Raw genomic sequence first — 14,089 nt, forward strand, 5'->3', positions numbered from 1 at the left:
CATGTCTTTGCGGCGAGCGCTTTTTCCTCTTTGGTGGACGCAATTTTGTGGCGCCTTCAATGACAACTTGTATAAAAATGCGCTCATTATTATTTTTACCTTTCAAGCGCAAAGCTGGGGAATAAACCAAGGTGGCTCGTGGGTTAACATCATTGCCGCCTTGTTTATTTTACCTTTTTTATTGTTTTCTTTAATGGCTGGACGAGTAGCTGATCGTTTTAATAAAACGCGCTTAATCAGGTTACTTAAAACCATTGAAGTGGCGCTCATGTTGTTGGGTTCTCTCGCCCTGTTGATCCATTCACTATGGGGCATTTTAAGTATTATTTTTTTATTAGGTGTTCATTCGACTTTCTTTGGTCCTGTGAAATATGCCATTCTGCCTGAGCTTGTTAATAGCGAAGAATTAGCATTGGCTAATGGTTGGGTGGAGCTTGGCACTTTTATGGCAATTATTCTTGGTACCAATTTAAGTGCATTACTTATTCCTCAGGGGAGAGTGGGGGAGTACTTGTTGGTGAGTACAGTCCTTATAGTAGCGCTAATAGGATTAATATCGAGTTTTAATATGAGATTAACCTCTGTTAAAGATGACTCTATACAGATTGGGGTTAATCCCTTTCAAGGGGTAGTAGGACATTTATTGCTAGCCTCGCAAACAAAAGGATTATGGGCAGCTATTATAGGCAACTCTTGGTTTTGGTTTTTTGGTGCGGTGTATCTCACTCAATTACCTAACTATTGCAAAGAGGTGTTACAAAGCACTCCTTACCTTGTGACGTTGTTTTGGACTTTGCTTGCTTTTTCGGTGGCATTAGGATCGTTATTAAGTGGTCGATTGTTAAGCACACGTTGCTCTACATGGTTACTGCCTGTTGCCTTGACTGGTATGAGTATATTGTCATGGCCACTTTCTGTGTTGGAGGGGGGAAGTATGAACACAGTTGTCATGGCATTAATTGATGTGGTGTTTCTGGGTTTTTTTGCGGGGCTTTATATTGTGCCAATGTATGTATGGATTCAACGGCGCACAGCAATTCATCAACGTGCCGCTATATTGGGCTTAACCAATATGCTTAATGCGCTCTTTATGATTATCGCTTCATTGTTGATTTTATTTGGTTTATCGATGGGGTTATCAATTAGTCAACTCTTTGGCATTGTGGGTGGGATAAATGTGCTGTTTTTATTAATTCTTGTTATATTTGCTCGCCCTTTACTATTGCAAGTTAAAGAAAGAGATTTGTGGTGATGGTTCATATCCTTCCTGCTCAGCGTATTGATGAGTACGGTCATACTCACGTAGATGTTAAAGCCATTATTGCTTTAGCTATGCCTCTTTTTATTAATAGTAGTTTACAGGTGGTACTTAACTTAACTGATACATGGTTTATTGGTAAGTTGTCCACTGATGCCATGGCTGCGATGGGTGCGTGTTATTACTTGGTCTTTGTTTTCTTTTTAATCATAGGTGGAGTTGGCATGGGAGTGCAAACTCTGGTGGCTCAAGCTTATGGTGCAGGTCGATACAGCCACGCAGCACATGCTGCATGGTGCGGTATATGGGGGTCATTATTGACGACCCCACTTTTTTTATGGGTAGCATTTAATGGTCATTGGTTTTTAAGTCCGTTTGGTTTAACTGAGTCTGTTAACGAGTTAGCTGACCAATTTTGGTTGCCACGTCTTTTAGGTGGCTCTATATCTGCTGTTTTATATTCATTAAATTCATTTTTTAATGGGGTTAGTCGCCCAAGAGTAACATTGTGGACCATGTTATCTGTGATGCTCATTAATGCTTTATTAAATCAATTATTCATTGTTCATTTTGCTATGGGTATTAGAGGTGCTGCATGGGCTAGTACGCTTGCTTTATTGATTGGTGTGGTGGTTGCTTTGCTGTTTTTTATGAGCCCTATTTTTGTGCGTGAATTTAATACTTTTCAGTCATGGCGACCTGAATGGAAAGGCTTAGTGCAAGTTTTTCGTCTGGGTATTCCAACTGGCCTTTTTCCTGCGGTAGATGTGATTGGTTTGGCGTTATTTCAATTAATGCAAGTACGTTTGAGTGCAGTGGATGGTGCCGCCACGCAAATTGTGATGATGTTGACTTCTGTGGCGTATATGCCCGCCATTGGTATTGCTCTTGCTGGAACAACATTGGTAGGGCAATCAATTGGTGCGGGCGATAAAAATTGGGCTATGCAGTGCGCTAAAGTCATTATGATGATGGCGATGATTTATATGGGTGTGATGGGATTATTATTGGCATTCAATGGTCAGTGGGTAATGAGTCTTTTTGTCTCTAACCATAGTCAAGATAGTGATGTCATTCAATTGGGTGAAAAACTTCTCTGGATTGCAGCAGCCTACCAGGTATTTGATGGCTTGAATTTATCGAGTTCCTTTTGTTTAAGAGGAGCTGGAGATGTACGTTTCCCCACTATTATGCTGTTATTATTATCGTGGTTGGTATTTATGCCGCTATGTCATATGCTCACCTTTGCCCCACACCATGGATGGGTAGATTTTCTGCCACAGTGGGGATGGGGCGCGATGGGTGGTTGGATTGCCGCCTTGGTATATACTATTTGTTTAGGATTGTCTTTATGGTTACGCTGGCAGTCACGGGCGTGGCAAAAAATTAATGTCTTTTCATGAGTAAACGATTAGTCCTTCCTCACACATATAAATGGTTAAGAGTCATGGTATTGATTACCATGCTCTGTGCCATTCAATGGTTGGAAAGCACTCATTATCACCGTACTAGTATTGATCATACTTGTACGGTATGCCAATTGGTTTCACATCAATCGCAACTGATGGGTGATGATGTTATTCAAACACACACACAACACTGGTTTGTTTTGTTTGTATTGTGTGCGCTATTAAGCGTCAGTTCTTTACATATAGTTTTTTCTTTTTCCTATTCAACTCGCGCTCCTCCTCCTCTTAATTGATGTAATCAATACCGCTCATAGTGTGTGGTTTTTTCATTGTTGATTAGTAGGAGTGAGGCTCATGATCAAGCCCATTAAGTTACGCGCCTTAGCGCTATTATGTTTTTACCCCATATTGTCCTTTGCTGAGGATAATCCCCCCGTGGTAATGATGAGTCCCGTGATTGTGGATGCCACACCACCAGAGAGTTCAGGGCGCAATCGTGTAAGCCAAGAGGGAGTGTCTCAGTATCATTTTTCTGATACAGATATTCAGTCTCTTCCGCAAGGAGACAATACCCCACTGAATGAAGTCCTCTTACAAGCACCTGGTGTGGTACAGGATGGCTTTGGTCAAATTCATGTGAGAGGTAATCATGGCAATTTACAATATCGTTTAAATGGTATTCTCATTCCCTCTGGTTTAAGTGGCTTTGGCCAGATTTTTGATTCACGCATGATCTCTAGCATGAATCTATTAACAGGAGCGTTGCCAGCAGATTATGGTTATGACACGGCAGGAGTGGTGGATATGCACACCGCAGGAGCCAAATCGGATCCCTATGGTGAAGTGTCGGTAAGTGCCGGCACACGTAATTATTTTCAGACAGGAATTGTGGCTAATGGCTCCCGTGGCAAATTAAGCTATAACCTATCGGCCTCGTGGCTGACTAATGAAATTGGTATTAATAATCCCCAAGCAGGGCTGAATGCGCTTCATGATCGAACGCAACAAGGAAATGGTTTTGGTTTTCTTGCCTATGATGTGAATGCTGATGAACAAATCAGTGTTATGTTTGGACAGGCTAATAATGCGTTTCAAATTCCTAATCGGGTTGGCTTAACACCACTCTACAATTCAACCATAACGCCTGCACCACCATCGAGCCAATTAAATGATCAACAAAATGAATTAAATAGTTTTCAGGTACTGACCTTAAAAAGTCATTTATCTTCATCACTAGATTCACAATGGTCTGTTTATCATCGTCTCAGTCAAATTCAATATCTACCCGATGGTCAGTTAGGTGATCTATTTTTTACCGGGGTGAGTAGTAATATTACCCGTCGCAATGAGGCGTTAGGTATAGAAAATGATACGCACTATGTGGTTAATTTACAGCACACTCTGTCGTGGGGGTTAATGGCTCAAAATGAGCGCTTTTTAACTGACAATAATTCTCAGGTGTATTACCTAAATCAGTTAAATGCCAATAACATTGCCTCAACATTGCCTGCTAATGTGGTGAACAATACCAATTCAAATAGCCGTTATTTGGGCGTTTATGTATCTGATCAATGGCATTTTATGCCACTATGGACCATGAATTATGGACTACGTTTTGATCAAGTGGCTGGTATTACTAATGCCAATCAATTAAGTCCACGTGTAAATTTCTTATATCAACCTAATCAGCGTACTACCTGGCATGTGGGCTATGCTAATTATTTCACCCCTCCTGCTAATGAGTTAATTAATACGACCACTGTCACAACCTATGCCAATACCACTAACGCGTCACCTTCGGGAGCCAACTTAACTGTTCAAGCAGAACGTACACAATATGTTGATATGGGAATTGATTACCGTTTGAATAGTGACTGGAATATCAATTGGGATAACTACTACAGTTCCGTCAAAAGCCTACAAGATGAAGGACAATTTGGTAACGCGTTAATTTACTCTGCCTTTAATTACAATCTCGGTGTTATTTATGGCAGTGAATGGTCGGCAAATTACCATCATGATCGATGGTCGGGAAATATTAATTTTTCAGTAAATCGAGCTGAAGCCAATGGGGTTCAAACAGGACAATATAATTTCCCTCAAAATGAAATTAATTATATTAGCCAAAACTGGGTATATTTAGATCATGATCAGCGCTATACCTTATCAGGCTCACTTCTTTATCGCGGACAATTAGCGACCTATTCGTTAGATGGGTTGTTTGGTAGTGGTTTACGTAGTGGCTTTGCTAACACACAAACATTACCCGCTTATGCCACACTCAATGGTTCAATTAGTCATCGTTTTAAGTCTTATCACGATGTAGAAACACGTTTGACTGTGTTGAATATATTTGACCGCAGCTATTTACTGCGCGATGGAACAGGAATTGGCGTAGGGGCGCCACAATATGGATTTAGACGAACTATTCTGATGACGATGAGTTATCCTTTTTAGCTTTATTTTTGGCGCGCGGATGAGTCTGGTCGTAGATTTTAGACAAATGCTGAAAATCCAAATGGGTATACACTTGAGTGGATACGATGCTGGCATGACCTAACATTTCTTGTACAGCACGCAGATCTCCACTGGACTGTAAAACATGAGAAGCAAAGGAATGACGTAACACATGGGGATGTACATGGTCAGGGAGCCCCACTTGTTGAGCTCTTAAGGTTATCCGCTGTTGAATGCTTCTCATACTTAAGCGTTGTCCATCACGGCTTAAAAAGAGCGCGGGATTATCTTTGCATTGAGCTTGCGCTATCTTGAGCCAGCGCTCTAACGCCTCTTTGGCAAAACGTCCAATTGGGACGATGCGAGTTTTAGCACCCTTACCCGTGACCCTCACTGTATTCTCATCCCATTGAATATCCTGTCGATTTAATGAAGCGAGTTCCTGTAGACGCAATCCTGATGAATAAAATAGTTCTAATAGCGCATGATCACGCAGTGCAATAGGGTCACTCCCTAAGTCAGACATTAACAATTGGGCTCGATCAGGAGAGAGAGCGTGAGGAAGATTTTTCTTGACCTTAGGTGAGCGTACATCATGACACGGATTCTGAGTGACTATTCGTTGGCGAATTAAAAATTGATAAAAACCACGCCATGCTGATAGTAGGCGACTTAAACTTCTCTCACCTAAGCCTTGCGCGTGAAGTGTTGCGATAACCTGGCGAATGAGTGGAGGTTTAGCCTCAGTAACATTAAGTGGATTGAGGTGTTGCGCTAATAACAATAAATCACGATGGTAATGTTTGACGGTTAGTAGTGACAATCGTCGCTCCTCAGCGAGGTAGCGACAATAGCGGTCTATCTGTGGGTCAGTCGGTGATATCTTGCTCATGAGCGTGACGTTTAATACTGAATGCAATTAATTCAGCAAGGCGCTCTAGGTAGAGTGTGCCCATCCCTGAAAAAAAACGTTTACTGTCAGGAGAGCCTAATAATAAAGCGCCAAAGCAACGATGTTGTTTTAGTGGTAATAATGCAAAAGACTGACAGGTTGCCTCATCAGAAGACAACCAGGTATGAATATCATGAGGTAGTTCACTCCCGCATAGTGGTTCGCTTAGCTCACTTAGGGTATGTTGAATTTCGTGACTCACTGCTAAAAATTCGCTAGCTTCCTCTTTATGGGTTTCATCAGAACTAACACCCCATAATCGTAATGTGACATAGGGAACACTAAAGTGTTCTGACAAGGCATGATAGGTGGTTGCCAAGACGCCAGAGAGTTGTCGTTGACTAATTAACTCGCAACTAAAGTGATGAATTTTGTTACTGATATCATCATTTTCTTTAGCGTAGCTAAGTAGTTCGTTTAATTTACTTTCCAGTGCGCGGTTTTTTTCACGAAAAGCAATTAATTGCCGCTCATTAAGAGACACGGCGTGACTGCCATGAGGATGAGGGATAGACAGTTGTGTGAGTAATTGACTGTGCTCATTAAAAAATTCTGGATGTAGGGTTAACCAGTTTGCTACTTGTTTGGATGAAAAAGACATATTTACCTCGTGTGTTCTGGCAGTGTAACACTACCTTCAAAAACTGTTACTGCATCACCTGTCATTAAAACAGGGGACCCTTCGCCCGCCCATTGAATAGTTAATACGCCACCGCGTGTGGTGACGTTGACTTGCCCATCTAACAGATGTTGACGAATACCGCTCACCACCGCAGCGCAAGCTCCTGTTCCACAAGCCAACGTTTCTCCTGCACCTCGTTCATATACACGTAGTTGAATGTGATGCTTATTGATGATTTGCATAAATCCAGCATTGACACGTTGTGGAAAACGCGGATGGTGTTCAATGACAGGCCCGTCTGTTAGAACGGGTGCAAGTTGAATATCCTCTACCACTTGCACTGCGTGAGGGTTACCCATTGATACCACGGATAATTTACTCACATGTCCGTTTACCTCAACCGGATAAATAAGTGATTCACTCTCTGCTATGAAAGGAATTTCTACCGGATGAAATTTAGGGATACCCATATTGACCGTCACACGTCCATCATCAAGGAGGGTGGGTGAGATAAGTCCACCTGCTGTTTCAACCACTAGTTGATGTTTGTGAGTGAGTTGTTTGTCAAACACAAAGCGCGCAAAGCAGCGTGCTCCATTGCCACAATTCTCAACTTCACTGCCATCAGCATTGAGAATACGATAACGAAAATCGTGTTCTTGATGCAACGCTTTCTCGACCAAAAGAATTTGGTCGCAGCCTACACCAAAATGTCTGTCGGCAAGCCACTGGCAATCCTGTTCTGACAAATGAATGTTTTGATGAATGGCATCAATAACAATGAAATCATTGCCTGAGCCTTGCATTTTAGTGAACTGAAATTTCATGATATGCCTGCGCTGTTGTTAATGAGGATGCTAGCTCGTTTTGTTGACTTTGCCTATCCTAATTGTAAGGGGAAAGCATTCCTTCCGGGCGCGTTTTAAAGCGTTTATGACTCCATAAATACAGTTCAGGCTTTTCTAGTACCCTCTCTTCAATAAAGGCATTCATGCGTCTTGTGTCTGCATATACATCGTTAGAAGGATAATTATCCCATGCTTTATAAAAACGAATGGTAAGAGTACCCTTGGCATAATCTTGATAAGCGTAACTAGGAACCACTTTGGCATGAGTGAGTTTACTCAATCGTGATAGAGCAGGAACCGTGGCTGCCTGTTGAGTAAAGAAATCAACAAAAATTGATTCTTTAGCACCAAAATCCAAATCAGGATGATAATAAAATGCCCAGCCTGTTTTTAAATCTTTAACAATAGGACGAATTCCATCTTGGCGTGAGAACATCTTGCCGCGTGCCCAGCGCAGTCTATGACGTTGAATTTGTTTGTCTATATCAGGGTTTTTATGACGAGCATACAATGACAAAATATTCACATCCGCTGCCAGACAAATTCCTCCCGTATCCATGCCAAAAAAGTGTGGAGCAAGAATAATGACTGGTCCTTCTTTTAGCGCCTCTTCCAGATAGTCAAAGTGTTCATAACGCACAATCTGTTTCATTGTGTGCAGCGGGCTAAACCATGCCATACCTTGTGAGAGAATATGGGTCGCGAAGGCTTGGAAATGTTTTTTAGCAATTGACTGTCGTTCACTCTCACTCCATTGTGGAAAGCACAATGCTAAATTGGTTAAGGTGACTAAACGACGCTGTCTTGCCACCAAAAAAGCCAAGCTTCCCAGCTTTGATCCTAAGTAATTCACCCAAGGCATGGGTAAAAAATGAAGTAACCATAAAAATAACAAACCGATACGCATAATTATAAAGTCAATAAACCTTGTTGATTTCAATAACGATATTATTTATACTCATTTTTTTGAGAAAAGGCGGGGGTCGCCATATGAGTCAATATCTTTTCACCTCGGAGTCCGTCTCCGAAGGTCATCCGGATAAAGTTGCCGATCAAATCTCTGATGGTGTCTTAGATGCTATTCTAGCGCAGGATCCACGTGCTCGTGTAGCCTGTGAAGTATTAACTAGCACGGGACTGATTGTTATATCAGGGGAAATCACTACTACAGCTAATATAAACTACATCGATGTGGCTCGAGATGTGGTGAAACGTATTGGTTACAACAGTTCAGAGATCGGTTTTGATTATCAAACTTGTGCTGTATTAACAGCCTTAAATCGCCAAAGTCCTGACATCGCCATTGGCGTTAATGAAGGATCGGGGCTTGATCTTGATCAGGGGGCAGGTGACCAAGGTTTAATGTTTGGTTATGCCACTGACGAAACAGATACTTACATGCCGTTAGCCATTCATTTGGCTCACCGATTAGTTCAGCGTCAATCAGAACTAAGAAAAGATGGTCGTTTGCCATTTTTACGACCAGATGCCAAATCACAGGTAACCATTCGCTATGAAAACGGTCAAGCAGTGGCAATTGATACCATTGTTCTGTCTACCCAACATAATCCAGAAATCAGCCATGCTGATTTAAAAGAGGCGGTGATAGAAGAAGTGATCAAGCCTGTGTTGCCCAAAAACATGATTACTCCTGACACCAAGTATTTGGTTAATCCCACAGGTCGCTTTGTGGTGGGTGGTCCCATGGGGGATTGTGGATTAACAGGGCGCAAGATCATCGTGGATACATATGGTGGAGCAGCTCACCACGGTGGTGGAGCATTCTCAGGTAAAGATCCATCTAAAGTTGATCGTTCAGCAGCCTACGCCATGCGTCATGTGGCAAAAAATATTGTGGCAGCAGGACTTGCTCAACGTTGTGAGGTACAAGTGGCCTATGCCATTGGTATTGCTAAACCAGTGAGTCTGATGGTGAACTCTTTTGGTACGGGTAAAGTCTCAGATGAGCGTTTGGCTGAATTGGTGTTGGAACATTTTGATTTACGTCCTAAAGGTATCATTCAGTCATTGAATTTATTACGTCCGATTTACAGCAAAACTGCCGCCTACGGTCATTTTGGCCGCGAAGAGCCTGAGTTCTCTTGGGAAGCGTTGGATCGTGTTGCTGCCCTAAAACAAGCGATTTAAGGAGTAAATGAAATGAGTGCATTACCTAAAACACAGAATGAAGCTGATTTTAAAGTTGCTGATATTGGTTTAGCTGATTGGGGTCGCAAAGAGATCTTGATTGCTGAGCGTGAAATGCCAGGTTTGATGGCTTTAAGAGAAGAATACGAAGGTAGCAAGCCTTTAAAAGGCGCACGTATTGCAGGGTGCTTACATATGACCATTCAAACTGCGGTATTGATTGAAACTTTGGTTGACTTAGGTGCTGAAGTACGTTGGAGCTCTTGCAATATTTTCTCTACCCAAGATCAAGCCGCTGCAGCCGTTGCCCAAGCTGGTATTCCTGTATTTGCCTGGAAAGGTGAGACGGAAGAAGAGTTCTGGTGGTGTGTTGAGAAAACCATTTTTGGCCCCAATGGTTGGCTACCTAATATGATTTTAGATGATGGTGGCGACTTAACCCTGGTCATGCATGATAAGTATCCTCATCTATTAGAGAATATCCGTGGTATTTCTGAAGAAACCACCACAGGGGTTCATCGCTTAAATGAAATGTTGAAAAAAGGCGAATTAAAGTGTCCCGCTTTCAATGTTAATGACTCAGTTACTAAATCTAAATTTGATAATTTGTATGGTTGCCGTGAGTCCTTACTTGACGGTATCAAGCGCGCCACCGATGTTATGGTGGCCGGCAAGATTGCTGTGGTAGCAGGTTATGGTGACGTGGGTAAAGGCTGTGCTCAAGCTTTCCGCGGTATGGGTGCCACGGTTTGGGTTACAGAAATTGATCCCATTTGCGCGCTACAAGCTGCTATGGAAGGCTTTAGAATTGTGACTATGGATCAAGCGGCTGCCACTGCAGATATTTTTGTAACAGCAACAGGGAATGTGAACGTTATCACCCATGAGCATTTACGTGCCATGAAGCATGATGCTATTGTTTGTAACATTGGCCACTTTGATTCAGAGATTGATATTGCATCACTGCGTCAATATCAGTGGGAAAACATTAAGCCACAAGTGGATCATGTGATTTTCCCTGATGGTAAACGTATTATTGTTTTAGCTGAGGGACGTCTGGTGAACTTGGGTTGTGCTACAGGTCATCCTAGTTTTGTGATGTCAGCATCATTTACTAACCAAGTGATGGCACAAATTGAGTTATGGAATAACCCAGGAAAATATTCTGTAGGTGTGTATATTCTGCCCAAACATCTTGATGAAAAAGTGGCAAGATTACACTTGAAAAAAATCGGAGCGCATTTAACAACGCTCACTCAAGAGCAAGCAACGTACTTGAGTATTAGCCCTCAGGGTCCTTATAAACCTCTTCATTATCGTTACTAACAGTGGATAGTCAAAAGGGTCACCCTAAGTTATTTAGTTTTGAATTTTTTCCGCCTAAAACACCGGAAGGCATGGAGAAGTTGCGTCAAACTCAACGTCAGTTGTCGCAACTTCATCCGGCATTCTTTTCGGTTACCTTTGGTGCCGGTGGCTCAACCCGTGAACGAACGCTAGGTACTGTTCTTGATATTTTGAAAGAAGGGGATCAGGCTGCTCCTCATATCTCTTGTATTGGTACCACTAAAGACACGCTCAAAGACATCTTAGAACAATATCTTGCGAACGGTATTCGCCACGTAGTCGCTTTACGTGGAGATTTACCTTCAGGGACTTATGGCGGTGGTGAATTTCGTTATGCCAGTGAGTTAGTCCATTTTATTCGCCAAGAAGTGAGTAAAGAATTAATCATTGAAGTAGCCGCTTATCCTGAAACCCATCCTCAAGCCCGCTCTGCTCAAGAGGATCTGCTGCACTTTAAAGAAAAGGTCGAGGCAGGAGCTAATGCGGCTATTACTCAGTATTTTTATAATCCAGATGCGTATTTTGATTTTGTTGAGCGCTGTGAACAGCATCAAATCACAATTCCTATTGTGCCGGGCATAATGCCCATCGCAAACTTTAGTCAGCTTAGCCGCTTTTCTGATGCCTGTGGTGCTGAAATTCCGCGTTGGATTCGCCAGAAGATGGCAGGTTATGGTGATGATGCGGCGTCAATTCGTGCTTTTGGTTTGGATGTGGTCACACACTTATGTGATACCTTGCTGTCAGCAGGCGCCCCTGGATTACACTTCTATACAATGAATTCAGCCGGTCTAACCAGTGTTATCTGGGACCGGCTGCATTTATCAAGCTACAAAACTTAAGCTACTTTAATTTTCTTTCTAGCAGCTTCAGCAGCGTGCTGTTCAGCATAAGACTGATGGGCAGCAGCCTCTGGGTGGCCAAGATGAATAGGGTAGCCTAAGTCAAGCAATACAGAACCCAATGCTGAGAGGCATAGCATAACGTTCTCTGATTTAGCGGAGTAGCCCATTAAACCAAAGCGCCAGATTTTGCCTGCCAAGGGACCTAACCCTGCACCGATTTCTAGATTGAATTCAGTTAACAGCGTTTTTCTCACTTTAGCTTCATCAATACCTTCAGGCACCTTCACGGCATTCATTTGTGGTAAGCGGTATTCTTCTTTCACCAAATACTCTAAGCCCATGGCTTCAATACCTGCTTTAAACGCCAAGTAATGACGGTTATGTCTTGCCCAAGAGTTTTCTAAGCCCTCTTCACGAACCAGCAACAAGGCTTCATGTAAGGCGTATAAGCCGTTGGTTGGAGCAGTGTGGTGATAGGTACGGTTGGTATTACCCCAGTAACCTAATACGAGCTCTAAATCCATGAACCAGCTTTGGCTTTTTCTTTTACGGTTTTTAACTAACTCCACTACGCGTTCGCTGAATGACACGGGGGACAAACCGGGGGTGCAGGATAAACACTTTTGGCTACCGGAGTAGATGGCATCAATATTCCACGCATCAACAAACAATGGCGCACCTGTCAATTGGGTTACTGCATCAACAATAGTTAACGCACCATAGCGGTGGGCGATTTCCACTAAGGTTTTAGCATCAGACATACAACCTGTTGAGGTTTCTGCTAAGACAAACGCTACTACCTTGGTGTCTGGGTTTTTCTTAAGCGCATCTTCGAGCTTGTTAGGATCAACGGGTTCACCCCAGTTGTCTTCAACAATCACAGGAATACCGCCACAACGCTCAACGTTTTCGATCATTCTGCCGCCAAATACACCATTACGGCAAACAATTACTTTATCTCCAGGAGCGACCATGTTCACGAAACACATTTCCATGCCCACTGAACCAGGACCTGATGCAGGGAAAGTGAGAGGATTGTCTGTTTGGTAGACATAGCGCAGTAAAGACTTGAGCTCATCCATCATTTCAACAAAGATGGGATCTAAGTAGCCAATACAGGGTAAGGACATGGCAGCTAATACACGTGGAGCGATCTCTGAGGGACCAGGACCCATCATGGTACGTTGCGGTGGATAAAAAGAATTAATCTTTTTAGGTGGTAAATATGCAATGGTAGGATTCATAACTATCTTTTCCTTAATCTAATCTTTTAGTTTATCAGAATTAGCGACTCTCATGAAATGGATGCGTTTGTCTTCTTGCCCATTTAAACGAAAAGCGCCGCGCTCTAATTCTTGTTCGTCAAATAGGGTATCCCCATTTTGATCAGTTTGTCCTGTTGCTTTGAGGGTAGTAAAGTCAAAGAGGTTCCGATCATTGAGGTGGGAGGGGCTAACCTGTTGTAGACCTTGGGTAATACTATTTATACGCCCAGGAAAATCTCGTTCCATGGTGGTTAACCACTCTTTTATTTGCTGTCTTTTTAAATTGTCCTGTGAACCACATAGGTCGCAAGGGATAATCGGAAAATTACGATGCTTGGCATAGCGTGCGATGTCTTTCTCGCGGCTGTAAGCCAGAGGACGGATTACCACATGGTGACCATCATCTGATACCAATTTGGCGGGCATCCCTTTTAAGCGACCGCCGTAAAACAGATTCAAGAAAAAGGTTTGTAATATATCGTCTTGATGATGCCCTAGTACAATTTTAGTGGCTTTAAGCTCTTTAGCGCTGCGGTAGAGAATACCGCGACGTAGTCGTGAGCATAATGAACAGGTGGTTTTGCCGGCGGGGATTTTCTCTTTGACAAGAGAATAGGTATCCGCTTCAATAATGCGATAATCCACGCCACGTTGTTCTAAATAGTGGGGTAGCGTGTGCTCTGGGAACCCTGGTTGCTTTTGATCGAGATTAACGGCAATGATATCAAAATGAATTGGTGCCCTTTTTTTCATCTCCAGCAACAGATCAAGTAAGGTATGAGAGTCTTTACCGCCACTTAAGCACACCATTAATCGATCATTGTTGTCGATCATCTGATAGTCGCCAATTGCCTTGCCCATTTCGGTGAGCAGGCGTTCTTTGAGACGTGTCATATTAGCGGACAATGGAACATCTGAAAATGTCATAAAATACTGCT

At 42.6% G+C, this 14,089-nt stretch carries 13 protein-coding genes; 7 read left to right on the top strand and 6 right to left on the bottom strand.

Translation table 11 applies throughout. The features are described 5' to 3' along the window. Position 1 precedes the first annotated feature (1 nt). From FV185_RS00420 to FV185_RS00435, 4 genes are all read left to right on the top strand, one after another. On the top strand, positions 2–1,252 hold the full coding sequence (locus tag FV185_RS00420) for an MFS transporter (protein ID WP_067492512.1): 1,251 nt from the start codon (positions 2–4) through the stop codon (positions 1,250–1,252). Next, positions 1,252–2,661, top strand: a complete 1,410-nt coding sequence (locus tag FV185_RS00425) for an MATE family efflux transporter (protein WP_067492515.1) — start codon at positions 1,252–1,254, stop codon at positions 2,659–2,661. Before FV185_RS00420 ends, FV185_RS00425 begins: the two co-directional genes overlap by 1 nt. Continuing rightward, positions 2,658–2,960: a hypothetical protein gene (locus tag FV185_RS00430; protein ID WP_156474138.1), complete on the top strand. Its 303-nt coding sequence runs from the start codon at positions 2,658–2,660 to the stop codon at positions 2,958–2,960. The genes FV185_RS00425 and FV185_RS00430 overlap by 4 nt, the downstream gene beginning before the upstream one ends. Before the next feature lie 61 nt (positions 2,961–3,021). Continuing rightward, positions 3,022–5,124: a TonB-dependent receptor gene (locus FV185_RS00435; protein ID WP_067492519.1), complete on the top strand. Its 2,103-nt coding sequence runs from the start codon at positions 3,022–3,024 to the stop codon at positions 5,122–5,124. Here the strand turns inward: FV185_RS00435 and xerC are convergent. Genes xerC through FV185_RS00455 form a run of 4 tightly spaced genes read right to left on the bottom strand, consistent with a single transcriptional unit; the run spans position 5,093 to position 8,453 of the window. Beyond that, positions 5,093–6,016, bottom strand: a complete 924-nt coding sequence (gene xerC, locus FV185_RS00440; protein ID WP_067492521.1) for a tyrosine recombinase XerC — start codon at positions 6,014–6,016, stop codon at positions 5,093–5,095. The genes FV185_RS00435 and xerC overlap by 32 nt on opposite strands. Then, the gene (locus tag FV185_RS00445) at positions 5,994–6,677 is read right to left on the bottom strand and encodes a DUF484 family protein (RefSeq protein WP_067492523.1); all 684 of its coding nucleotides are present in this window, start codon (positions 6,675–6,677) and stop codon (positions 5,994–5,996) included. The genes xerC and FV185_RS00445 overlap by 23 nt, the downstream gene beginning before the upstream one ends. Positions 6,678–6,679: 2 nt before the next feature. After that, positions 6,680–7,525: a diaminopimelate epimerase gene (gene dapF / locus FV185_RS00450; protein ID WP_067492525.1), complete on the bottom strand. Its 846-nt coding sequence runs from the start codon at positions 7,523–7,525 to the stop codon at positions 6,680–6,682. 58 nt (positions 7,526–7,583) lie between these two features. Then, positions 7,584–8,453 (bottom strand): LpxL/LpxP family acyltransferase, encoded by an 870-nt coding sequence (locus tag FV185_RS00455; RefSeq protein ID WP_067492527.1) that lies wholly within the window; start codon positions 8,451–8,453, stop codon positions 7,584–7,586. Positions 8,454–8,536: 83 nt separating this feature from the next. On the opposite strand from FV185_RS00455, the gene metK reads away from it, so the two are divergent. The 3 genes from metK to metF are packed head-to-tail and all read left to right on the top strand — an operon-like array spanning position 8,537 to position 11,883. Then, on the top strand, positions 8,537–9,694 hold the full coding sequence (gene metK / locus FV185_RS00460) for a methionine adenosyltransferase (protein WP_067492529.1): 1,158 nt from the start codon (positions 8,537–8,539) through the stop codon (positions 9,692–9,694). A 12-nt stretch (positions 9,695–9,706) separates the two neighbouring features. After that, positions 9,707–11,020 carry an adenosylhomocysteinase gene (ahcY, locus tag FV185_RS00465; protein ID WP_067492531.1) on the top strand — a complete coding sequence of 438 codons (1,314 nt, stop codon included), beginning with the start codon at positions 9,707–9,709 and terminating at the stop codon, positions 11,018–11,020. A gap of 2 nt (positions 11,021–11,022) precedes the next feature. Then, a complete protein-coding gene (metF, locus tag FV185_RS00470) occupies positions 11,023–11,883 on the top strand; it encodes a methylenetetrahydrofolate reductase [NAD(P)H] (RefSeq protein ID WP_082786962.1) in 861 nt (286 codons plus the stop codon). On the opposite strand, the gene FV185_RS00475 is transcribed toward metF, so the two are convergent. Together FV185_RS00475 and ttcA are read right to left on the bottom strand one after the other, a co-directional pair. Beyond that, positions 11,880–13,130 carry a pyridoxal-phosphate-dependent aminotransferase family protein gene (locus FV185_RS00475; protein ID WP_067492533.1) on the bottom strand — a complete coding sequence of 417 codons (1,251 nt, stop codon included), beginning with the start codon at positions 13,128–13,130 and terminating at the stop codon, positions 11,880–11,882. The two genes, metF and FV185_RS00475, sit on opposite strands and share 4 nt — an antisense overlap. A gap of 18 nt (positions 13,131–13,148) precedes the next feature. Continuing rightward, on the bottom strand, positions 13,149–14,078 hold the full coding sequence (ttcA, locus tag FV185_RS00480) for a tRNA 2-thiocytidine(32) synthetase TtcA (protein ID WP_067492535.1): 930 nt from the start codon (positions 14,076–14,078) through the stop codon (positions 13,149–13,151). Positions 14,079–14,089: the final 11 nt, after the last annotated feature.

This window comes from Ferrovum sp. PN-J185 (assembly GCF_001581925.1).
Taxonomy (GTDB): Bacteria; Pseudomonadota; Gammaproteobacteria; order Burkholderiales; family Ferrovaceae; genus PN-J185.